The organism is Marinomonas phycocola (assembly GCF_047525455.1).
Classification (GTDB): Bacteria; Pseudomonadota; Gammaproteobacteria; order Pseudomonadales; family Marinomonadaceae; genus Marinomonas.
The window spans coordinates 140,413-163,122 of sequence record NZ_JBLIXL010000006.1 but is presented as its reverse complement, the minus strand read 5'-3'; the positions used below and the strand labels follow the sequence as shown (position 1 = coordinate 163,122).

The following is a 22,710-nucleotide window of genomic DNA, read 5'->3' as shown; positions in this document are numbered from 1 at the left end:
ATTGTTTACTTTATTGCTATTTTTCCAAAAAGCCTGCCTGTGAACTTATCTTTGATTGTAAGCTCTTTGAAAGAAGCGGGATAATACCATTCATAGGTATAATATCTCTCCTCACTGCTGGTCGGTTTTGTGTAATTCCATTCACGTTCACGCAATAATTCATTAATTGTTATGTCTAGCTGTGCTTCGAGTAAAATTGATTGTGCTTCTTCAGGTTCTGCAAAAAACACAATAGTACACTTAAAAGAAGAGAGGGTGTCTTCACAATATCCATCATCATTTTCAGTTAGTCGTATATCGCTTACAGATGATATATTGTCGAAAACATATTCGTGAGTAGACTCCAATCTCCCGTAGTCTGTGGCTAAAGGTGTGATTATATATGGATTGTCTACTTCTTCATCTGGTCTTCCGTTCTCTTTATCTGATCGAGTTTTTGTTTTCAGAAGAATGTAAGATATCCCAGTAAAGGAAGGCTCTGGGGTCCAATTATATGAATACTGACTTCTACGGGAAAAATTTATTGAGATTATTCCTGTGTTTGTGTCTGCATTGTAATTAAAGGAGAGGCGCCTATACTGAGTTCCAAGAGCACTACCGTATAAAGTCAAACTTGTATCTCTAACTGAGTCTCGCTTTTCATCGATCCTAGCATAATAATCCTCAGTAGATTCAAATATATCTTTTGATAGCTCAAATTCATCATAAGTAGATAATAAAAATTGATCTAACACATAGTCTGTTGAATCTTCAGTGCTGTCACTGCCACCACCACACGCGGTTAATAGTAATAATGAACATAGAGTGATTAATTTGATTATTTCCATTTTATTACCTTTTAACATGTAAAAAATTTTGTCATCTATAATGAGGAAAGAAAATAAAAAAATCTTTTTTAAGATTCAAAGCTATTAATTATATTCCTTCATTAATTAACGATGTCATTATCTGTGATCCATAATATTAATTCAATGTACAGTGACATTTCACAGCTATGTCTTGATGTTCATCAGATCGGTAATAATGCCTTTATGTTACCGGACGTGATTGGTAAAGTGTGCCTACCTTCTTTCTTTCTAGGTTGATAATATCGAACCGTAAATAAAACTACCTTGTAGTACAAAAAAACTTCGTTTTTTATTTTATTGAGTGTTTTGGTTAGATCTAACTGTAGCAAGCGGATCCATTGGCAAACGTAACCCCTACCTCTTTTTCAGTATATGTCTGCCTTTAAGCTTGGTATTCATAGGTATCTTTTATAGCTACAACAAGTTCCGAAGTGTCTTTAGATATTGTCACCAGTCAAATAAACTATGTATTCATACAGTTTAGTTTGAAGTTGCCCACATTCTTTTGAAATCGTGTAATTTGAAATATTCACATAAAAAGCCTTCGTTTTTTCTGCGCTGACGACGACAGTAGAAAAGACGAAGGCTTGTATGTTCCAAGATGAATTGGATTAAAGAGGTAAATTTGTCGGCCTAAAGGTGCGATTTGCATAAGCACAACAACCATTTATTAATAATAGGCCATACTTAATTATCGACGTTATTTATTAGATTGTTGCTGTTTCAGTTCGTGTAACTCTTCGCTATACCAAATTTTACGTTTAAAACGAGGGTTTTTAGACGACATATCAATTTTATACGGATTTTCTTCTTGGCTTTGTGGAAAATCAAGAATCGTGCATAACTCTTGAGCAAGCCATTTTTCGACCTTTAACACGACCATTTTTTTACGTAATCGACCTTGTTCATCACGATTCAAAATAGTCGGCAATGTGTTTAGCGTTAAGATCTCGCCAATAGCCGGGTGGGCCATACGTTCACGGCCTTCATCACTGGCATAAAAATGCGATACGGCAAAAACCATGCGCTGTGGGTTGATTTGTTGTAAGAACTTACAAGCTTTTACAACCGTAGAGCCAGTACGGACCATGTCGTCGAATAAGATGATGCTGGCACCGTCTAAACCGTCGAATGTGTGCTCGCTTTCTTTATGTAGCGTGACTTCAACATTACGTTCAGCCGTGCGCTCTTTGTCTAGCATAATAAATTTGGCTTTACTTAGGCCAAGTCGATTAAACATTTCTTGGACAAAATCACGTGCTCCCTTATCTGGAGCGCAAAGTACTAACCCTTCGCCATCTTCGCCATAGTGTAAAATGTCTGAGTTTAATAAATAGTGTCCGTAAATCTCATAAGGGATTAAGTTGTGGAAATCCCCTTCAAACACGTCAGCAAACATTTTTTGAACGGAGTCGGAATGGTTGTGAATGGTCATCACAGTATCCACACCGGAAAGCTTTAATAACTGAGCATAAAGCTTGGCGGTAAAGGGCTGACCATCGAATTTTTTAACGTCGTTCACATCACGTTCAAAACTGGTTTCCCCTAAACCTTGATGTGGGCCGCGATCTTGTGCGCTGTAGAATAAATCGGGTTCAACTAGAATAACTCGCTCAGCGCCATTTTCTTTGGCTGCACGGGCAATAATCAGGTTTGTCATCGCCAGCTCTTGACGGCTTTTTACGTGGCTGCCAGTACTGACAATAATGACTGATTTGCCTTTAAGTTTGCGCCCAATGTTATCAAAATCGGCCTCATCAGAAATAAACCGAGGGCAAAATTCAGAATTCATGAATTGTTTCATACTGATCAAATCAGCGATGTCATCGTGTTGGCCCATTGCATAAGCAATATCAATAGCAAATGGATTATCAGAAGAGTTACTAACAACTACGACATTAGTTGGCTGACCGGTCGACAGAGGCATGCAAGATCCTTAACTAAGGGATAGGGAATTTGCGCTGATTTTAATACGTGTGGGTGCATTTCGATAGAGCCAATTCTAATAAATGGCACTTTTATGTCGCAGGGCTTCAAGTTTTTCTGTAAATGATAATGATAGATACAAAGAGAAAAGAGATTGGTGTGTTTTTTTCTTGGGCTAACATGAATCACTTTTTTCAGTAAATAGTAATCGATATTAATGTTTTAAGTTGAGTGCTATTAGTGCTCTATATAGCTAATATTTTTACGTATCCACTATATAACGATTAGGAGCGACACGTTATGAAAAAGAGGTTATTGTTTTTAGCGGCTTTGATGACTATAAGTACGCATTCTTTTAGTGAATCAAATAGTGTATTAGAGGGTCGACTTGAAAGGCCTACTGACAATGAGATGATGAAATTAGACCAAGTGACTCAATTTAATGGGATTCTATGGGGCATTAGTTTACTTAATGATAAGGAGGCCATCGTCACTCTTAAAAAGGGACAAGCTTATAAAGTCAATTTACGCGATGGAACGCAACACGTTTTAAGTAATCTTCCAGAAGTGGATGCAAGAGGGCAAGGTGGATTATTGGATGTGGCGGCATCGCCTCATTTTAAAGAGGATACTTGGTTGTATTTTTTATATGCTAAGCCAACACATCAAGGCTCAGCGACGACATTAGCGAGAGCAACGTTGTCGGGGAATGATTTAAATCAATGGCAAGACCTTTTGGTTACGGATTCAGCAAGTTCAACAAGCAAACATTATGGTGGGCGTATTGCTTTTGATGATGAAAATCATGTGTTTTTCTCGGTAGGAGAAAGAGGCACTAGAAAAAACTCTCAGAATTTGATGAACCATGCAGGCAGTATAATTCGATTAAATCTGGATGGCAGTGTACCTGTCGACAATCCTTTTGTTAATGACCATCGTATCAAGGATGAAATATGGAGTTATGGACATCGTAATCCTCAAGGCGTATTTTACGACTTAGAAACACGCACGCTTTGGTCGAATGAGCATGGTCCAAGAGGTGGGGACGAAATCAATTTAATTCGCGCAGGTGCAAATTATGGTTGGCCCATTGTCTCCCATGGTAAGGAATATTGGGCACCAATTAGTGTCGGCGAAGGACAAGAAAAAGAAGGCATAGAAAGCCCTATGAAGGTATTTATTCCCTCCATCGCACCCAGCAGCTTAATTCGATATCGTGGTGATTTATTCCCTGATTGGAACGGAGATTTTTTATCGACTGCTTTGGCACGACGTCATTTAAATCGAGTGACGATTGATCGTAATGGTAAAACAACAGAAAGGCGTTATTTAGAAAAATTGGAAGAAAGGCTACGCAGTATTGCTCAGGATTCAACAGGCATACTGTATATCGGGACGGACTCTGGCAAGCTATTAAAAGTGTCACGAACTACGGGAAAATAAAAAATGAGAGAGGAATTAAGAGCGAAAATCATCGGTGTTTGTGACCAAAAAAATAGCCACAAAAGGTGACAATGTCGGCGTGTCTTTTTATGCTTTTTTTGCGAACAAAAATGACCAGCCTGAATTATTAATGGAAGTTGCCACATGGTGGATTCAAACGCATACATTAGACCATTTTGTGAAGGCTACGATTATTAGAGACATGGTCAACGCCAGTGTATAGTCTCAGCTCAGATGTGTCTAAGCTTTTGTAACAGTAAGAACATGGCAAAAGAAAAAGAAACATACCTTTGAAATAACACTTTTTTAAGAGCGATCTTATGGGACGTTTTTTTATATGAAAATAGAAAAAAATAAGGAGCTGTAAGGCGGAATTCCATGAATGCTTGCGTTTTTGGCTGGTGTATCATTGAATGTTTTAACGTATCAAAAGCGCACAAGGAAAACCAATGATGTTGTCTACCAGCACTGAAAGCATAAAAGCGTATCATGCCCATCTTTATTTCCATGATGAAGCGAGTATGGAGGCGGCGATGAAGGTGGCGAGTGCCGCACAAGCGGATTTTCCGATCAGTATTGGACGATTTCACCAACGACCAGTTGGGCCGCATCCAACATGGAGTTGCCAATTGTCCTTTGCTGCGGTGACCTTCGGTGACTTTATTCCTTGGCTTATTCTTAACCGAGGCAACACGGATGTGTTTTTACACCCAGTAACTGGGGACGACTACCTTGATCATACACAAGGAGCGAGCTGGTTAGGGCGATCTTATGAATTGAAGCTTGAAATGTTCCGTAAATCGTCAGAGTCTGTGACGATAGATTAATGTTGAATAAACAATTGATGGACATCAATACCTGAAGAAGGAGACGTAATCATGCTTACTATTTCCCTTGATCACTTAGAAAGTGGCGCAGTATTGCCGTTATTAGAAGCGCATTTAAAAGACATGTATGCCACGTCCCCTGCGGAGAGCGTGCATGCGCTTGATCCTGAGTCTTTAAAACAGCCGTCGATATCGTTTTGGTCTGCGAATGAAGGCGGTGAGGTGATAGGCTGTGTGGCGCTTAAAGAGCTTGATTGTAACCATGCGGAAGTGAAATCGATGAGAACCAGTGAAGCCGCACGGAATAAAGGCGTGGCCTCACAATTATTGACTCATGTTTTGAGTATTGCAAAAGAGAGAGGTTATAAAAAATTGAGTTTGGAAACGGGTTCGATGGCGTTTTTTATACCGGCTCGTAAGTTGTACGAGAAATACGGATTTACTTATTGTGGCCCTTTTTCGGATTACACGCTTGACCCTAACAGTGTGTTTATGGAACGCGTGCTTTAGGGCTTCAATGTGGTTTAAATTCTGTGGTGTAGATCTTGTGAATCAGTTACATTAATTTAGTCAAAAAAGGAGAATAAAATGACCTATCCAGTCAGCGGTTCTTGCCAGTGTGGTGGTGTGACATATACGCTTTTATCTGAGCCAAAATTAGTTGTCGCTTGTCATTGTAAAGAGTGTCAGAAGCTTTCAACGAGTGCCTTTAGCTTAACCGCGATGGTTGATGCCGATGCTGTTGTATTTGAGGGAGAAATGAAAGAATGGAGCCGGGTGGCTGACAGCGGTAATATTAGCGCCGCGACATTTTGCCCGACCTGTGGCAATCGCATTTACCACTTTAACCCTACTGAACCAGAGAACATCAAGTTGAAGCCGTCTAACTTATCAGATACCAGCTTGATACAGCCAAGCGTTCATATTTGGGTCAGCGAGAAACAAGATTGGTTTCAAATACCTGATAAAGTTAAGGTATTTGATAAACAACTTTAGATGATTGGTTTTGTTTAACTTTGTTAATAATTGAAAAGCTAGCTCTAAGGATTGTCGCATGTTTGAAAGATTGGTTGGGTTAAATGTATCTGATCCCAAGGTGTATCAGCAATACCGTGATGGCATGATACAGATTTTAGCGTTATACGAAGGCCGTTTTAGTGATGATTTGTAAGTGTCGAATACATGCTTTAATGAACCAACAAGATCAATTACTGTGTAAAGTAAGAACCACTACCACATTTTTATCCTTAGAGCATGACACCACAAAATGGCAAGAAGAGATTGCAAAAGCGTCTACTTTTTGTAACACATTAGCTGCTCGTTTTCCTCCGAAGGTACCTCGTTTCGTCTATTAGAATAGTAACCAACCCCTTTGGTGAGTATTTAAATACGGCTAATTTATCGATAGCTCGGTGTGCGGTATTGGATTAGATACGGTGCCAATACCGGGCAGCACTTCGATCGAGAAGATGTCCGCGATAATGAGAGACACGGGTACGATGGCATTTCGCTTGAATAAACCGTTAACCGTGCGAGCCTTTCCTGTTCCGGGTTTAAATGCGGGCGACTTAACGGCGTTTGAAAGCGATGACTTGTGCAATGGTGCTGTACTTGCTGTGCCTTAAGTTTATTTCAATGAAGGCCCTATCAATTATCTGATAGTAGGGGGGGAGTGACATGCGTATATTGAAACAGAGTTGTGTATTTTTATTGGTTTTCTGCGCTGTTTTTCACAACACATATGCAGAGGAAATACGTTTTAAGAATGGAGAAAATACCTTATCAGGTCATTATCTTGAAAACCTTAACGAAGGAACTGCAAAAGGCGTATTGTTGTTTGTCCATGGAGACAGTGCATTGCCTTATGATGCCGAAGGGTATTACCCGTTAGTATGGAATCGCTTAAGAGAGCATGGCTACGCTGTATTGAGTTGGGACAAAATGGGAGTGGGTGACTCATCAGGTAATTGGTTAAATCAATCTATGTTGGATCGCCAACAAGAAACTCTCAGTGCGGTGGAGTTTGTGCAAAAAACATATGGGTTTACTGCTCATCAGACGGGTCTTATTGGCTTTAGTCAGGCTGGTTGGGTGGTTCCAGCGGTCGCGAATGCATCTGATAAAGTTGGCTTTATTATAGGTGTTGGGTTTGCAACGAATTGGATTGATCAAGGTCGTTATTATACGAATATTCGTTTATCTGAGTCGGGAGCAAGTGAAGAGCAAAAACAAACGGCTTTAATAACCTATCAAAATGAAATTGATTTTTTATTGTCTTCCCCTGCCTATGAGTCTTATCAAGAACGTGTTGGAGACGGTGGCATGCCTGAAGATCGTTTTGCATTCGTGGTGAAGAATATGAGGTCTGATTCAACCGATGATTACAAAAAGCTTTCTAAACCCGCGTTGTTCTTATGGGGTGAAGATGATTTAAATGTGGACGCAAAAATGGAATTTTCGCTTTGGAGTGAGAATACAAAGTACCATTTAAACCACTCTAATAATCGCCAAATCATTACCACAAAATTGATTCAAGGTGCGAATCACGGCCTATTAAAATCCGCTACGTTTGACACTCAGCAGTTTGGCTTTATGAACTGGCTAGCCATGTTGTGGTTAGAAGAAGAGGCGCTGTCACCAGAGTTTTTATCAACGGTATTGGATTGGCTTAATCAAACGGTTAACTTAGAGAAGTGATTTCTACTGGAAGTAAGAGGTAACTGTATGATTACTGGGTTGAATCATATTACATTGGCAGTAAGTAATTTGAACACGTCTATGGATTTCTATTGTGGAGTATTGGGATTTAAAGGAGAGGTTAAGTGGGACTCAGGTGCGTATCTATCTATTGGCTCATTATGGCTATGTTTGTCGCTTGATAAGCCTTGTGGAAAAGAGGATTATACTCATATTGCGTTTAGCATCAGTAATGAAGCTTTTGATAACTATGTAGAGAAATTAAGGTACAAGGGAATCATTGAATGGAAAGAAAACCGTAGTCAAGGCCATTCTATGTACATATTAGACCCAGATGGGCATAAGCTTGAAATCCATACAGGTTCGTTAAACGAGCGTCTACAAAGCCTGAAACAAGATCCTTATAATGGCTTAGAATGGTTATAAACGATGACCCATGAATCAAAAGTAGCACGCTATGAAAAGTGAAAAAGTTGTTATTATTACTGGAGCAAGCCGTGGTATTGGAGCGGAAACGGCGAAACTTTTTGCTGAGGATGGCTATGCGGTTTGTATTAATTATCTTTCCAATAGTGATGCCGCTGAGTCGGTGAAAGAGGCTATATTGCAACAAGGTGTGCAATGTATCGCCGTAAAAGCCGATGTGTCTGTATCAAAAGATGTAGAGCGCCTTTTTGAAACAGTGGATAGAGAACTTGGTTGTGTTTCTGTATTAGTAAATAATGCTGGCATTCTAAAAACGCAATCCCGTTTTGAAGACATCAGTGAAGAACGCTTTGGCGATATTTTTCGAGTAAATGTCATGAGCTGTTTTTTATGTTCAAAGGAAGCGGTTAAGCGCATGTCTGTGAAACACGGTGGTCTGGGTGGTGCGATTGTGAACGTGTCCTCTCGGGCTGCCCAAACAGGTTCACCAAATGAGTATGTGGACTATGCCGCCTCCAAAGGCGCAATGGATACCATGACAAAAGGTCTCGCTATGGAAGTTGCGGCAGAGGGCATTCGCGTCAACGGAGTGAGGCCAGGTTTGATTTATACTGAGATGCATGCATCCGGTGGTGAAGCCGCACGAGTGGACCGATTAAAGACAAAAATCCCTATGCAAAGAGGAGGGGAAGCAAGAGACGTGGCGGAATCCATACTGTGGCTAGCGTCTGAAAAATCCTCCTTTGTTACCGGCACATTTATAGATACCTCCGGTGGTTTGTAATTACTCCAAATCAGTAAAAAACGCCGTTCTTTTTATTAGGAGCGGCGTTTTTTTTGCCTTATTTTTATCAATTAAAAAAGGAGACTAGAAAGGTTTTACCCAAAACACACCCACTTCTGCTTTTACGACTTCCACTTTAGAATTTGCTGGAATTTTTTGTTCACTCATCAGCTTCCAAGTAATACCTGAATATTTATAAACAGGTGCAGACATATCAGAAATTTCTTCAGTAATCATAAACTGAAGCCCAGTAAAATCGCTTTTTACTGGCGTAGTATCTGTATGGTTCTGCATCTTTTTGAGAGGCTTCCACAAAGCGATAGCCAATAAGAAAGAGATGAGTGCATTTGATAAAAGAATGTTACTGAGGGTAATGGGTAGCACACCTGCAAACATAAGACTGCCTGTAAGTATGAGTGATACTCCTAAGAAAAATAACACAAAGGTAGAAAAACCTAAAACGAGTATCTCTATCGTGAGCAGTACGATTCCCATGGCAATCATACTGTGAGGAATGAAGTCTGAGATTAAATCAATCATCTTAATTTGCTGTGTTTAATGAATTAATAATAGCCGTCGCTTGAGCAACGATGGAACTGGCATCAGTGGCATTATCAGGGAGTAATACAATGCTAGATTCTTTTGCTATAGCCTGTTTTGCAGCAATGGCCTTGGTTGCCAAATCAAGTTGTACTGCCTTTTGACCTTCTTCTGTGGACGCGGATTCTCCGACAACTTTCAAGGCTTTTGCTTGTGCCGCTGCAATCGCTGTGATGGCTTCTGCTTCCCCTTTTGCTTGCAGAACTTGTTCTTGCCTTTCTGCTTCCGCGGCCAACACTCGCGATTGTTTTTCACCTTCTGCAATATTAATAGCTGCTTGTCTTTCCCCTTCGGATTCTAAAATTTTGGCACGACGCTCTCGCTCGGCTTTCATTTGAGATTCCATGGCATTCATAATGGAATTAGGTGGAACAATGTCTTTTATTTCGTAACGTAATACTGCAACACCCCAAGAGTCAGCGGCTTCATTGATTGCAGCAACAATTTGAATGTTTAGCGTGTCTCGTTCTTCAAACGTTTTATCCAAATCAATTTTGCCAATTTCTGAACGCATGGTGGTTTGAGCCAGTTGTGTTACGGCAAACACATAATCTTCCACACCGTAGGTCGCTTTATAAGGGTCAAGTACTCGAAAATACAGCACGCCATCGACAGTTAACGATATGTTGTCTTTAGTAATAGCGGCTTGGCTTGGAACGTCAAAGGCTTGCTCTTTTAGTGAGCGATTAGCTGACACTTTATCAATAAAAGGTAGGATGAAGTTAATCCCTGCCTCTTTAGTAGAGTGGAATTTCCCAAAACGCTCTACCACCCAAGCACTGTTTTGAGGAACAAACTTAATAGATGATTTGAGCACTAAAATGATAAAAATAAATAACGCGGTCTGCCAAGTGATAAGTAAACTTAGTATAGGTTCCATTTTTCTGTCCTGCGAAAGAGCCAATCACGTATTGCTTGGATTTAAGCTGCAATTGGGTCGTGGTTTTCATTTGAAATATTGATTTGATCTAAACCAATATTTGATCAAAGTAACTGCCATGTAATGCACGGTTAAACTTTATCTCGGCTTTGATTGTATATAAATTTAACATGTGTTCACATTAAAAATGTTCGAGAACGTAAAATTAAGGAGTAGTAAAGTGCTAACAACCATGATGAAGTTTCCTATTACTTTAGTCATTTTATTTGGAATTAAAATGACTGTTTTTAATATTATTGGGCTGAGTTATTTCGTTGAAATACCAAAAAAGGAAGGGTTATCTGTAGGTGTATTCCTATTAGGGGCGGTTGTTATTTTAGTGGCAGGGTACTCGTTTAAAAAGGCAAACACGACAGTGAATCCAGCTACACCGGAATTGACGTCTTCGTTGGTTACGGTTGGGGTTTTTTCGCTTTCAAGAAACCCAATGTACGTGGGTTTTTTATTGTTTGTTACTTCTTTTTTTATAGTGTCAGAAAATCTGTTAAACGTTGTGTTTATTCCTCTGTTTATTTTTATGGCAAATCGTCTGTATATCATGCCTGAAGAAACCGCATTAGGTGAGATATTTGGGAACGACTTTGAACGATATAAAGCCAGAGTGAGACGTTGGCTATAATCGCACTTATTAGATCAGAAGTAGATCTGAAAACGCCTGTTTAATCGGCTAAATTAGCGCCTAAAAGAGAGTAAGATGTGAACGATTTAATCCTACAGTGCCAGTGTAAGGCGGTGAAAGGCAAGGTGCATGGAATTGCTCCATCAAGTGGTAATCGCCTTGTATGTTATTGTGGCAGTTGTCAAAAGTTTGCGAATTATTTGCATTCCGATGTATTAAATACGCATGGTGGCAGCGATGTTTTTCAAATAGCGCCCTCTTTTTTGTCGATTGAGGAAGGTGTTGAACACATTAAGTCCTTAAAATTAACCGATAAAGGGGTATGCCGTTGGTACGCCGGTTGCTGTAATACGCCTATTGGCAATACGGTAAACTCAAAGGTGCCTATGGTTGGCATCTTGCAATCTTTTATCGCGAAAAATCAGAACATTGATGAAATAATAGGAGTCCCTCTGGGCAATGTTTTTGTCAAACAATTAGGCACGCCATTACCTAGTGACCTGCGGGGTCAATTGTCAGAAAAACGAGTTGTCTTTCGTATGATACGAAAAATACTTGCCTGGAAAATTATGGGATGGGGAGCCCCCAATCTTTTTTATGATGCGTTGGGTAAACCGATTGTAAAACCACATCGAGTTTGATTCAGAGTGATAGATTAACAACAAAATGCAATCGCAAGACCATATTAATAGACAGAGAGTACGTAATGAAAATTCGGGTGTTTACTGAAAAAGATCGATTGGGTGTTGTTGCTCTTTGGGAAGAGTGTGGTCTTGTGAAACCTCAAAATAACCCGAACAAAGATATAGACCGAAAATTGAGCGTTGATCCTGATTTATTTTTAGTGGGAATCGATCAAGGAGAATTGGTTGCAACCGTTATGGGGGGCTACGAAGGCCATAGGGGCTGGATCAATTATCTTGCAGTTAAACCTGATGCACAAAAACGATCTTATGGTAGGCAGATAATGGAAGAAGTTGAATGGCTTATTAAGTTAAGGAAGGTGCGAATAAGTCTACTAAGACTCAGTCTTTCAGAGAAACCGTCAAATAAGGCACGATTCTGCGGGAATGTTAATACCTTTCAAAGAGTCGTAACGAAATATGGCGTTTTCTCTGAAAGACCCGCAGGGCATGGTCTAAAAGCCCGTATTCTTTGTTGAGTATCTCGAAAATAGGCCAGCTATTCACATTCGATACTCGCCTCGAATAGCCGGCTTTTATCCACATGCTGAGACAAGAGGACTTATTCGCACCTTCCTTAAAGGGCTGCCCTAAAACTAATTTACAAGTGCGTTCCGGTAACGATAAGGTACAGGCATTTTATCGTGTCATTGGCTATTCAATCGACGAGACGGTCAGCCTTCCCTAGGCCTTTAGAGGATGTATGTTCCTATTAGTATGAGTACTGTTTTTCTGAATTACTATTGTAACGAAGTTGATTAAATTTTCTTATAAAGAGTTTCCAACCAACAATACCTGAAATAAAGTTTCCAATCGAAGCGCCAATAAATATGCCCTCTAATCCATAAATTTCAGAACCTATCCAAACTAAAGGCAAGTAACACGCTAACAATCTTAAAATAGAAATTGCCAGCGCAGAGGTTGGTTCTCCGATAGCGTTACAGGCAGAAACACTGATCATACAAATACCTAAAGCACCGTAGCTAATGGGAATTAAAAAAAGGTACTGAATTAGTATGTTTTTAATTTGGGCTTCCGTTGTTAATAAGCTTGTAAAGGATGGAGATGCAATGATTGTTATGACAGCTAAGACACTTTGAACCATTATAATAAATATAATCGCTGTTTTTGTGATTTGTTCTATTTCTATGTAGTTATTGCTTCCTTTTAATTTCCCTATCATAGGAGGAAGCGCCATCGTGATCGCTAATATCAGGATAATAAGAATGTATTCTATTCTATTTGCTAGTCCCCATGCCCCTATGGCTGCGTTTCCATATGAAACGACGATTGATGTCACCAAGATAGCTGAAATGGGAGGAAGGAATTGGCTTAGTAGAGCAGGAGTCGTAAATCGGCTAATTAAATGAGTTCCTTTTTTCACAATAGAGAGGCTGTTTGGAAAAGCAACGTAGTTTTTTTCTTGAATGTATTTGAAAATGATCAGTAAGCCTATTATATAAGCTATGCATGTTGCCCAAGCCGCGCCAGCTAATCCCAGTTTGAGGGTAAAGATAAAAATGGGGTCAAGCGCTATGTTTATTACACTTGTAATGATCATTACTTTCCCCGCGATCAGAGTTTGCCCAAATGAACGGCAAATACTATAACCAAAATACAGAACGGCTCCCATCCAACAGCTGAGCAACCAAGGAAACCAATAACTTCGTAGCAGGTCGAGTAAGGACGCCTCTTCAAAAATAGCGTATAAAATGGCCCCTTTAAAAAGCCATAAAACGGTGCATAACAAAGCAACAAGCAGACTGCCGAGTACTAAAATTATGGCGCTTAAGTTTTTTGCAAAAGTGAGCTTTTGTTCGCCAATAGCAGTAGATATACAGGAGGTTGCAGCAATGCCTATACCGACTTGGATACCGATAATTAATTGAAATATTGGGATTGAAACGCCTACAATAGCCAATGGCTCTTCACCTAATTGACCAATGAAAGCGCTGTCGATGAGTTGACCTCCCATTATTGAAAACAAACCTATCAACATGGGCATTGTTTGTTGATATAAGGTTTTGAAATGAGGGAGCGTGATGAACGTCATGAGCAACCTGAAGTAAAGGGATTTAACTGAGTATTACAGGGGAAATCTAGAGCCTAATTTAGGCTCTAGATAATAGTCAGTGGGCATAGAATTAAATAGAAACGACTACTTTTCCAATTGCTTGGCCACTTGTCAGGTGATCATGTGCTTTACCCACATCCTCTAAATTAAATTCTCGGTTATCTACGATAGGCGTTAGGTGTCCTTCATCTACAATGTTTGTTAACGTAGATAAAATTTTACCATGTTGCTCGCGCTTATAATTATGCAGCATAGGGATCAACATAAATACTACATGTAAAGACAGTCCTTTAAAATGAGCGACAGTTAGATCTATTTCCGCCATAGAAACGGTCGTGGCTATCTGCGCATTGAGTGCGGCTGCATTAAATGAGTTAAGTAGGTTGGAGCCTCCAATCGAATCATAAACGACATCAAATCCTGTGCCTTGGGTGTGTTTTTGAACATAATCTTCAACGGTTTCTGTTTTATAATTAATGGCTGTTCCGCCTAATTGCTCAATTAGATTTGCTTGACTTACACCACTGCCAGTGGCAAAAACGTCACAGCCAAAATAGTTAGCAAGCTGTACTGCAATATGGCCAACACCACCAGCGCCACCGTGAACAAGTACTTTATTGCCTTTTTTCGCGTTAGCACGTACCAATCCTTCATAGGCGGTAATACCAACTAATGGGATTGCAGCCGCTTCACGCATTGAAAGCGTTTTAGGTTTGTGTGCGATAAGCTTAACATCCGCTAACATGTATTGGGCTAACGTACCTTGTAAATCAGCTAAACCGCCCGCACAGCCATACACTTCGTCGCCTACTGCAAACTCAGTAACACCTTCGCCAATCTCATCAATGGTACCAGCAAAGTCCATACCCAGTATTCCAGGTAAGGCAGGAGAGAGAGGTGCTAAATCTTCTCCCATTTCTCGTATCATTGTATCTACCGTATTGACACTTGTTGCGGCTATTTTCACTACAACATGCCCTGCTTTTACTTCAGGTTTCTTAATTTCAGCGACTGTAAAAACATCACTTCCACCGAACTGGTTAACTATCATTGCTTTCATAATAAATACCTTTTTAAGTTGATGATGGAAGTATATTTACAAAGACTATGTTTGATAATAAACTCAAAGCTATAATCAGTTTTAAATTTTTGTTAATAATTGGTGTTTAAAATGAACAATGAACACTTAAAACTATTCGTTCGTGTAGCGGCAACTCATAATATTAGTTTGGCGGGAAGCGAGCTTGGGTTATCACCCCCTGTCGCCAGTATGCATATTAATAAATTAGAAGAGTCTTTAGGGGTGAAGTTGATCCACCGAACTACTCGGCGTGTGTCACTAACAGAGGAAGGGCATGAGTTTCTACCTCACGCTGAAGAAGTGCTAAATGCAGTAAATAGTGCAAAAGCCGCCATCGGTGTTGGGAGTTTTACTCCTCAAGGTACTATTCGAGTAACCGCTCCTTCTTCTTTTGGAAGAATGCACATTGTGCCTGCATTAAAGCGATTTATAAAAGAGCATCCACAGCTTAAAATTGATCTTAGACAAAGTGATAGCATAGTTGACATGGTTGAAGGTGGATTTGATATTGCGATTAGAAATGCATCATTGAATGATTCTAGCCTTGTTGCTCGAAAACTTGCACGAGATAAACGCATTATTTGTGCTTCTCCTAATTATCTTAAAGCATTTGGTGAACCTAACGCTCCCCAAGACCTACGAAAGCATAACTGCATTAATTTGATTGGTATTGATCACTGGGATTTTCAAACACCAGAAGGCATCTTAAAAATTAAAGCAAAAGGAGAGGTTAGGATTGATAATGGTGAGTCTACTAGAGACGCTTGTATTGACGGTGTGGGTATAACCATTTCTTCAATTTGGTGTGCCTATAAGGCGTTGGAAGAGGGCAAGCTAGTGGAGATTTTAAAGGATTACCCTTTAGTATCGGATGCTGATATATGGGCCGTGTACCCCAGTTCTAGATTACTTGCTCCGAAAGTAAGAGCGTTTATCGATTTTTTTATCAAATATTATGGTGATGTACCGTATTGGGAAAAATAAATTATTAATATAAAATTAATTCTGTGTTTTTATTTTTGGTGTTTATTTATAAAAATTGGTGTAATAAATTGTGCTCTTAATAAAGCAGTGTTCGGTAACCTGCTGTAGTTAGGAGAGAACAAAATGTCAAAATTAGATACGTTTAAGAATCAGGAGTCTGGTAATTCGTTACAGCGCGCTCGTCAGTTAGTGTTACCTTCTCGAAAAGAAATGCTTGCCCGATCACCATCAGCTCAGTCGTTTTGGATTAAGAACCGAAGCTTGCTTGCGGATGCATGGAAAGAATGGGGTCAAGACACGTCAAATAGTGTTGTAAGCCTTGATGAGTCAGTAATCGATGACAGGTTACGTCATTCGGTGAGTCAAGCGTGGGTAGAGCCTACAACAGAGCAAGCTGTACGTGATTTGTGGGAAGAGGTTGCTCCAGGTGTATACCAAACACAATTTTTTGATCCGCAACGTGTAGCGAGCCTAAGAGAGTATCTAGAGAGTGCTGTCGATGCAGGAATCCCACTTAGACCACCTTATGGTATTTCTCTAAACCGTTATGGGGCGATGCTGGATCCTCGTTCTGAAGGTTTTCTAGGGGCGCCAGCATTTCAAGAGTTTTACGATCAGCTACTAGATAAATATATGAGACCCGTTGCGCGCTTATTGTTTCCAGAAGTCATGGGATACGATACCCAAACGTTTGGTTTTTCAATAAAGTGGCAAGAAGGTATGGATACTTCTCTTCGCCTTCATACAGATGCTTCAGCCGTAACGATGAACATTAATATGAACTTACCTAGTGAAGACTTTACGGGGTCTGAAATTGACTTTTATGATCCTAATACTGGAAAGGTAAAGCGCGTGTCTTTTGAAGCTGGAACCGCCATGATCCACCGTGGTCATGTCGCTCATGCCGCATTACCTATTACCAGTGGAGAGCGCTCTAATATTGTGCTTTGGTTATATGGAGAGGGTATGCAAATACCGCAACATACCAATCAGAGTCCTGTCATTGATGCACACAAGCGTTGGACCGCTCCGGTAGGAAAAAAGGATGATATCGCACCATTTTAAGTAACCTGTTTACGTCGAACTTATGAAAAAATAGCAGACTTATGAAAATAAGATCTGCTATTTTTTTAGATTCCTATAAGGGAATCAAAGCGTTTTTTCTATTTATCCACTTTAATGAAGGTTTAGTTACCGACTACACCTTCATTAATTCGCGATATAACGTATCTTTCAATACTGCGCGTTCTTGCTTGAGTTTATGTAATGCATCATCACCTATTGGTGCGTTATCAAGTTCTAATGCCCGAATTTCTTCATCAATGGAATGATAGCGTTGAGCGTTTTTTGTAAATGTTGGGTTGGATTGGTTTAGCTGAGTGATCTTTTCTCTATACTCAGGAAATTCATTAATTAACGAATGGTTTTCACCTAACATATTGACTCCTTAGTTTTATTAATTAAACGCATAATGCGTTGCTGCTATTATCAATTGGCTCACTTTAGCAACGATAAAGTGAGCCAATTACTACGCCTTAATTGAACCTGTTTTCTGTGGGTTAGAGTTCAGGATTTTTTGCTGTCCAAGCTTTATCAAGTGCGGTCAGATTTTTGTTATTGTCTAATTGCATTAATTCTTCGAGGTGAGAATGGTGCTTTTTATAAAGAGAAATGTAGTTATCTTCTTCACAACGTTTTTTGTATAAATCTGGCAGCATTTCCAAATCTTTTTTGCGGAAAATTTGTTTCAGTCTATGGGCTTCATAGGGGTCAATGCCGAGTTGTGTCATTGCTGACTGCCCCATGTTTAAAGCCGTTCCAAAGGTTTCACGATCGATGTTATTAACTCCTAGATCCATAAATTCGAATGTTGACTCTCTATCTTTAGCATTAACTACTATCTTCAGATGAGGGTAGTGTTTTTTGACCAATTCAATTAAATGTTGAGCGGAGGTCATATCACCAAAACTGACGATTAGTATTTCAGCATTTTCTGCACCAGCGGATGCAAGTAAATCCAGCCGAGTAGCATCACCGTAATACACTTCAAAACCTAACTTTCTTAACACTTCTACGTTCTTCGAGTCGTAGTCAAGAATGACGGGGTTTATCCCTGCCGATAGTAAGAACCTACCAATGTCAGTGCCTAAGCGTCCAAAGCCTGCGAGTATTACTTTGTGGTCACTTTTACTGATAACATCTTCCTCTGCATCGTTTTGTACATTGGTTGAGCTTTTGCTTAGATTATCGTGTAACAGAAACATAATAGGTGCCAAGAACATAGAAATTGCGACAGCAGAAATTAATGGTTCAATAATATCGATGGATAAAACGCCACTGCTTTTTGTCAGTTGAAATAACACAAAGGCAAATTCACCTCCTTGAGCAAGAGCGATAGCAAATAGAGAACGTTCTGTATTAGTGATACGAAATACAAATCCTACAGCAAGTAAAACGAGCCATTTGACAGCAATTAACCCAATGGTTAAGCCTAATATCAAGGTGATGCTGTTGCTAATAAGCGAAAAGTTGAGGCTTGCTCCAATCGAAATAAAAAATATGCCCAAAAGTAATCCTTTAAAGGGCTCTATATCACTCTCTAACTCATGGCGAAATTCACTGTCAGCGAGTACAACGCCAGCGAGGAATGCCCCTAGTGCGGGAGATAAGCCAACAGTCATCATTAACAAGGAAGTACCAATGACAAGAGACAGGGCCGCAGCCACAAATATTTCTCTAACCCCTGTTTGGGCAATTGCTCGAAAGATTGGACGACATGCATATTTGCCTAAAAGCAATACAAACGCGATTGCAGATAAAGTAACAATGACTTGCAAATAGTTAGGTAAACCGCTGATGTCAATGAGCTCTGAGCTATGGTGCCCACTTCCTAACAGTGGTAGCGTTGCCAACAAAGGAATAATCGCTAACATTGGAATGACTGCTAAGTCTTGAAAAAGTAAAACAGCAAAAACAGATTGACCTGCTTCTGTCTTCATTTTTCCTTTTTCTTGTAAGGTTTGAAGCACAATAGCCGTAGAGGATAAAGACAAAATAAGCCCGATAGCCAAAGCCTGTTGCCAAGGTAAAAAGGCGACGCCTATTGCTGTAATAATGACGCTGGTTATAACAACTTGAGAGCCACCAAACCCTAAAATGGACGTTTTAAGCTTCCATAGTAAAGAAGGCTTTAATTCTAGCCCTACAAGGAAAAGCATCATGACGACACCAAATTCGGTAAAGTGCATGATTTCTTCAACGTCGTGAATTAAGGCGGCACCGAAGGGGCCAATGATAATTCCTGCGATTAAGTAACCCAGTACGGAACCCAACCCCAGTTTTTTGGCAATCGGTACTGATATTGAAGCGGCTGCTAAAAAGATGAAGAATTGCAGTAAAAAAGCTTCCATATCAATTACCTTTTATTAGTTGGTTAATGTCTGTGTTGAGTAGCTCAAGTTGCTTCGCGTGTTCTATATTGATGGTGGAGTCTCTTAACGCGATTATTATTCGACGGTAATCTTCCGTGTGACTTTGTGTTTTTTCAACCTCAAGCCCTCTATGAACACCGGTGACAGCAAAGGGTGGAAGCCAGACAAGACCGCATAATTTAGCTGTTGCTTGAAGGGGGGAGGTTAGCTCTCTGAGGCTAAAGCCGTTGTATCCATCTGTTCGATATGTTGAGGCATCCGCTCCAGCCGATATGGATTGAAACAGGATTTTTCCGGTCAAGGCTTTACCATCTGAGCCGTATGCCCATCCATGTTCTAATACTAAATCAAGCCATTCTTTAATAATGGCGGGTGTTGAGTACCAGTAGAGTGGATGTTGAAAAATAATGATATCGTGATCCTCGCACAGCTGTTTTTCACGTTCAATATCAATCATAAAATCTGGATAGGTAGCATATAAATCATTTATGGTTATGCCATCGAGCCCCTCAACTGCTTTGCGTAATGCTTTATTTACTTTTGAACGAGATTTTGCCGGATGAGCAAAATTAATCAGTACTTTGTTCATTGGATTATCCGTCTAGTTTTGTCGTCTATCTAATGGAGTGTTTCGCTAACTTTTATGTGTGTTGACTGAGAATTTCTTCCAGGACATGACAGAGTCGTGTTGTTTTATCGACATTGGTGGCGTCTTTATGTGGCTGAGCAAATTGGCCAATGTCATTATCAAAATACAGTCCTGATGCTTTGGCAAACTCATCAGAGACGGCGGCTTTAACCAGTATGTCTGCACCTATTTGCAAATTACTGCCTGCAACACCATAAGCTGTTTGAACCATTTTGCTGCCTAAAAAAGATTGCGGGTTCACTGCGACAATGATCGGACCCTGTGAATTGAGTGAAAGAGCCATTTGTCGAGACCACATGGTTAATGCAAGTTTACTTTTTGCATAAACGGCATTGTCAGATAGCTCACTAGGCTGTGTTAACTCTTTAGGGTTAATTGGGGATTGTGCAGCGGAAGATAAATTAACCACACGACCATTGTCTCCTAGTAAAGGTAAAAGACTCTTAGTTAATAAATAAGGCGCAATGGTGTTGACCATAAAGCGAATATCTAATCCATCATCTGATACCGTCTCTGGAACAATAAATACCCCCGCATTATTGATCAGAGCATCTAGCTTTCTATGATCTTTTTTTATGCTAGAAGCCAGGTCTGTTACATCACTAAAATGAGACAAATCGGCTTTATAAGTTTGTATTTTTTCCGGGCCTGCTACTGTTGATAATTCTTTTTTAGCGGACTCTAATTTATCGGTACTGCGACCGTGAATAAGCACAGTGTGCCCTAGTTTTAGTAATGATTTAGCTGTCGCAAAACCAATGCCATCTGTTGAGCCTGTTATTAATATCGTTTTATTCATTCGTCTTACCTTTACCTAATAGTAGTAATGAGACATAGGAGAAACCTTACTATGCCTCATTGATTAAACGTATTGGTTTTATGTTAATAATGATTAATTAATTTCCTGTACTTTCATTACTAATTCATTCCAATTACGTTGGTTCTCAATATCATGTTCAAGACCTTGTTCATCTGCCACGGTAAAGCGTTTAATCGCAGGCGTTTTGCTTGTTGCTTGGTATAACCAGTAAGCTTCTGCTTTAAGTGCTTCATCAATTGGTTTGTCAATGGACTCATATACGGCTTGTTTACAAGCATTGATTGATTCTGCTGGAAATTGAGAAATTCGTTTCGCTAGGTTATCTACGAATGGGCCTATTTCATCAGGCTCTAAAGCTTTATTGATGGTGCCATAAGCTTCAGCTTCGTCTGCGTCAAAGTCACGAGCACTTAAAATGATTTCAAGCGCTCTACCTAGACCTGCTTGACGAGCCATACGTGATGCACCGCCTCCGCATGGTAAAATCCCCATACCTACTTCCATTTGCATAAACTTATATTTACCGCGAGCTGCGAATCTCATATCCAATGCAAGTGCTAATTCATGGCCACCACCACGAGCAAAGCCTTCAAGTTTTGCAATAGTTGCCTGAGGTACTTTGCTGAGTCTCTCACACACAGACTGAAGATCAAGCAGCTGTACTTCTTCACGAGATACGGCCTCCTCAGACATGTCTTTAAGCAATTCTGTATCGTAATGACAGACCCAAATTTCAGGGTTGGCTGATTGGAAAACAACCACTTTAGTATTGCGATCACGCTCTAGTCGCATAGCAAGGCTGTTAAGATCAGCAAGCATTTCCTGACCTTGTACATTGACTGAACCATAATCAAAGGTAACCGTTAAAATTCCTTCTTTTTGCTCAGTGCTGAAAGTTTGAAAGCCTTCATATTTCATTGTTTATTCCTCATGTAATAATGTGATTCGAGATAAAACACATAGATATATTGTGTAAAACACTTAGCTAAAGTGAGTTTTTGCATAATAAATTATTCCTTATAATTTTATTATCTCTAATTATTATCAATCAGTTTTAATTTTTTGTTAATAATTGGGCGTTAATGTGGTGCGTTAACCTCTATTGTTGCGGCTAGGTAGATGCAAAGCATGGTTCGTTAGTGTGGGCTGAATATAAGGTGATTGCAGTTGATCTGCATGTTGTCTACCCTCATAGAAGAGGTGTAACCAATAGCATACGAGCGTTATGGATTTATTGGAGCAGCTAATGACTCTTGAAGGGCGTTTAAATAAGGATGGTTTTGTTTTTACGAAAGGGGGGCGTTATGGATAATTTGTCTGAAAGTGAAGAAGAAAAAATTCGTCTAGAGCATGAGGCAGCTAAGCTGTTTATGCGTTGTTATGAACATGATACGGGGAAGGAAATTCGTCATATTTGGCATAACCGACCAATGCGACCTGATGTATCTTGTGAGTTTGAAGGTGCTCGATTGGATCTTGAAATCGCACATTTATATGGCAGTGAGGCGGAAGCCATGATGATTTTAGGAAGGGAGCTAACAGAGATAACACGCGCCGCATTAACTGCGTTAGAAGACATTTCTGTGGATGACCGATTGTTAAGTGCACTTAACCGAATCTTACAGAACAAAGCACAGAAGCATTATCAGAGCGAACGGGTTTGGCTTATATTACGTAATGCCCACCCTGCATGGACAGCGGATCAAATCGTTGCATTGCAACATTTAATAGAAGTGCCTGAAGACCATCCTTTTGATCAAATATGGATCGTTGGTGACATGTCAGCTGCATCCGGTATCGTGCGACTTTATATGTAGTTTTTTTAAGTGTGCAGTCTTAGATATAACCTGACTGATAGCCATTTTTAAATCGTGCTTT

General features: G+C 39.9%; 26 protein-coding genes. 15 read left to right on the top strand and 11 right to left on the bottom strand.

Going from position 1 to position 22,710, the window contains the following annotated elements:
• Positions 1-5: 5 nt before the first annotated feature.
• The gene (locus ACMUMJ_RS06810; RefSeq protein WP_414678055.1) at positions 6-827 is read right to left on the bottom strand and encodes a hypothetical protein; all 822 of its coding nucleotides are present in this window, start codon (positions 825-827) and stop codon (positions 6-8) included.
• A gap of 721 nt (positions 828-1,548) precedes the next feature.
• A complete protein-coding gene (locus ACMUMJ_RS06805; protein ID WP_414678054.1) occupies positions 1,549-2,775 on the bottom strand; it encodes a ribose-phosphate diphosphokinase in 1,227 nt (408 codons plus the stop codon).
• A 299-nt stretch (positions 2,776-3,074) separates the two neighbouring features.
• Here ACMUMJ_RS06805 and ACMUMJ_RS06800 point away from each other — a divergent pair, with 299 nt between their 5' ends.
• The 9 genes from ACMUMJ_RS06800 to ACMUMJ_RS06760 all read left to right on the top strand — a co-directional run bounded on the left by ACMUMJ_RS06800 (position 3,075) and on the right by ACMUMJ_RS06760 (position 8,951).
• Positions 3,075-4,217: a PQQ-dependent sugar dehydrogenase gene (locus tag ACMUMJ_RS06800; protein WP_414678053.1), complete on the top strand. Its 1,143-nt coding sequence runs from the start codon at positions 3,075-3,077 to the stop codon at positions 4,215-4,217.
• Positions 4,218-4,251: 34 nt separating this feature from the next.
• Positions 4,252-4,440, top strand: a complete 189-nt coding sequence (locus tag ACMUMJ_RS06795; RefSeq protein WP_414678052.1) for a DUF6500 family protein — start codon at positions 4,252-4,254, stop codon at positions 4,438-4,440.
• Positions 4,441-4,666: 226 nt separating this feature from the next.
• The gene (locus ACMUMJ_RS06790) at positions 4,667-5,044 is read left to right on the top strand and encodes a DOPA 4,5-dioxygenase family protein (RefSeq protein ID WP_414678051.1); all 378 of its coding nucleotides are present in this window, start codon (positions 4,667-4,669) and stop codon (positions 5,042-5,044) included.
• Between the two features lie 51 nt (positions 5,045-5,095).
• Positions 5,096-5,554: a GNAT family N-acetyltransferase gene (locus ACMUMJ_RS06785; RefSeq protein ID WP_414678050.1), complete on the top strand. Its 459-nt coding sequence runs from the start codon at positions 5,096-5,098 to the stop codon at positions 5,552-5,554.
• Positions 5,555-5,632: 78 nt separating this feature from the next.
• Entirely contained in the window at positions 5,633-6,040 is a 408-nt protein-coding gene (locus ACMUMJ_RS06780) for a GFA family protein (RefSeq protein ID WP_414678049.1), read from the top strand.
• Positions 6,041-6,456: 416 nt separating this feature from the next.
• Positions 6,457-6,669, top strand: a complete 213-nt coding sequence (locus ACMUMJ_RS06775) for a DUF711 family protein (RefSeq protein ID WP_414678048.1) — start codon at positions 6,457-6,459, stop codon at positions 6,667-6,669.
• A 52-nt stretch (positions 6,670-6,721) separates the two neighbouring features.
• Positions 6,722-7,741, top strand: coding sequence for an alpha/beta hydrolase family protein (locus tag ACMUMJ_RS06770; RefSeq protein WP_414678047.1), 1,020 nt, complete (start codon positions 6,722-6,724; stop codon positions 7,739-7,741).
• A gap of 27 nt (positions 7,742-7,768) precedes the next feature.
• Entirely contained in the window at positions 7,769-8,167 is a 399-nt protein-coding gene (gene fos / locus ACMUMJ_RS06765; RefSeq protein WP_414678046.1) for a fosfomycin resistance glutathione transferase, read from the top strand.
• A gap of 31 nt (positions 8,168-8,198) precedes the next feature.
• Positions 8,199-8,951, top strand: coding sequence for an SDR family oxidoreductase (locus ACMUMJ_RS06760; protein WP_414678045.1), 753 nt, complete (start codon positions 8,199-8,201; stop codon positions 8,949-8,951).
• Between the two features lie 84 nt (positions 8,952-9,035).
• Here the strand turns inward: ACMUMJ_RS06760 and ACMUMJ_RS06755 are convergent, their stop codons facing one another.
• Together ACMUMJ_RS06755 and ACMUMJ_RS06750 are read right to left on the bottom strand one after the other, a co-directional pair.
• Positions 9,036-9,491, bottom strand: coding sequence for an NfeD family protein (locus tag ACMUMJ_RS06755; RefSeq protein WP_414678044.1), 456 nt, complete (start codon positions 9,489-9,491; stop codon positions 9,036-9,038).
• 1 nt (position 9,492) lies between these two features.
• On the bottom strand, positions 9,493-10,431 hold the full coding sequence (locus ACMUMJ_RS06750; RefSeq protein ID WP_414678043.1) for an SPFH domain-containing protein: 939 nt from the start codon (positions 10,429-10,431) through the stop codon (positions 9,493-9,495).
• A gap of 220 nt (positions 10,432-10,651) precedes the next feature.
• Here ACMUMJ_RS06750 and ACMUMJ_RS06745 point away from each other — a divergent pair, with 220 nt between their 5' ends.
• The 3 genes from ACMUMJ_RS06745 (at position 10,652) to ACMUMJ_RS06735 (ending at position 12,272) form a co-directional block, all read left to right on the top strand.
• Entirely contained in the window at positions 10,652-11,110 is a 459-nt protein-coding gene (locus ACMUMJ_RS06745) for a methyltransferase family protein (RefSeq protein ID WP_414678042.1), read from the top strand.
• Between the two features lie 77 nt (positions 11,111-11,187).
• Positions 11,188-11,751 (top strand): DUF6151 family protein, encoded by a 564-nt coding sequence (locus ACMUMJ_RS06740; RefSeq protein WP_414678041.1) that lies wholly within the window; start codon positions 11,188-11,190, stop codon positions 11,749-11,751.
• A gap of 65 nt (positions 11,752-11,816) precedes the next feature.
• Positions 11,817-12,272, top strand: a complete 456-nt coding sequence (locus ACMUMJ_RS06735) for a GNAT family acetyltransferase (protein WP_414678040.1) — start codon at positions 11,817-11,819, stop codon at positions 12,270-12,272.
• A gap of 233 nt (positions 12,273-12,505) precedes the next feature.
• On the opposite strand, the gene ACMUMJ_RS06730 is transcribed toward ACMUMJ_RS06735, so the two are convergent.
• Together ACMUMJ_RS06730 and ACMUMJ_RS06725 are read right to left on the bottom strand one after the other, a co-directional pair.
• Positions 12,506-13,846, bottom strand: a complete 1,341-nt coding sequence (locus tag ACMUMJ_RS06730; RefSeq protein WP_414678039.1) for an MATE family efflux transporter — start codon at positions 13,844-13,846, stop codon at positions 12,506-12,508.
• A gap of 91 nt (positions 13,847-13,937) precedes the next feature.
• Complete coding sequence (locus ACMUMJ_RS06725) at positions 13,938-14,927, bottom strand: zinc-dependent alcohol dehydrogenase family protein (protein WP_414678038.1); 990 nt, start codon at positions 14,925-14,927, stop codon at positions 13,938-13,940.
• 111 nt (positions 14,928-15,038) lie between these two features.
• On the opposite strand from ACMUMJ_RS06725, the gene ACMUMJ_RS06720 reads away from it, so the two are divergent.
• Together ACMUMJ_RS06720 and ACMUMJ_RS06715 are read left to right on the top strand one after the other, a co-directional pair.
• A complete protein-coding gene (locus tag ACMUMJ_RS06720) occupies positions 15,039-15,932 on the top strand; it encodes a LysR family transcriptional regulator (protein WP_414678037.1) in 894 nt (297 codons plus the stop codon).
• Positions 15,933-16,055: 123 nt separating this feature from the next.
• A complete protein-coding gene (locus ACMUMJ_RS06715) occupies positions 16,056-16,997 on the top strand; it encodes a 2OG-Fe(II) oxygenase family protein (protein ID WP_414678036.1) in 942 nt (313 codons plus the stop codon).
• A gap of 133 nt (positions 16,998-17,130) precedes the next feature.
• Here the strand turns inward: ACMUMJ_RS06715 and ACMUMJ_RS06710 are convergent, their stop codons facing one another.
• The 5 genes from ACMUMJ_RS06710 to ACMUMJ_RS06690 all read right to left on the bottom strand — a co-directional run bounded on the left by ACMUMJ_RS06710 (position 17,131) and on the right by ACMUMJ_RS06690 (position 21,750).
• Positions 17,131-17,370 (bottom strand): HP1242/YdcH family protein, encoded by a 240-nt coding sequence (locus ACMUMJ_RS06710; protein ID WP_414678035.1) that lies wholly within the window; start codon positions 17,368-17,370, stop codon positions 17,131-17,133.
• A gap of 121 nt (positions 17,371-17,491) precedes the next feature.
• The gene (locus tag ACMUMJ_RS06705) at positions 17,492-19,342 is read right to left on the bottom strand and encodes a monovalent cation:proton antiporter-2 (CPA2) family protein (RefSeq protein ID WP_414678034.1); all 1,851 of its coding nucleotides are present in this window, start codon (positions 19,340-19,342) and stop codon (positions 17,492-17,494) included.
• A gap of 1 nt (position 19,343) precedes the next feature.
• A complete protein-coding gene (locus tag ACMUMJ_RS06700; RefSeq protein WP_414678033.1) occupies positions 19,344-19,952 on the bottom strand; it encodes an NAD(P)H-dependent oxidoreductase in 609 nt (202 codons plus the stop codon).
• Between the two features lie 52 nt (positions 19,953-20,004).
• Complete coding sequence (locus tag ACMUMJ_RS06695; protein WP_414678032.1) at positions 20,005-20,811, bottom strand: SDR family NAD(P)-dependent oxidoreductase; 807 nt, start codon at positions 20,809-20,811, stop codon at positions 20,005-20,007.
• A 93-nt stretch (positions 20,812-20,904) separates the two neighbouring features.
• Entirely contained in the window at positions 20,905-21,750 is an 846-nt protein-coding gene (locus ACMUMJ_RS06690) for an enoyl-CoA hydratase/isomerase family protein (protein ID WP_414678031.1), read from the bottom strand.
• 386 nt (positions 21,751-22,136) lie between these two features.
• Between ACMUMJ_RS06690 and ACMUMJ_RS06685 the strand changes: the two genes are divergently transcribed.
• Positions 22,137-22,649 (top strand): hypothetical protein, encoded by a 513-nt coding sequence (locus ACMUMJ_RS06685; RefSeq protein WP_414678030.1) that lies wholly within the window; start codon positions 22,137-22,139, stop codon positions 22,647-22,649.
• Positions 22,650-22,710: the final 61 nt, after the last annotated feature.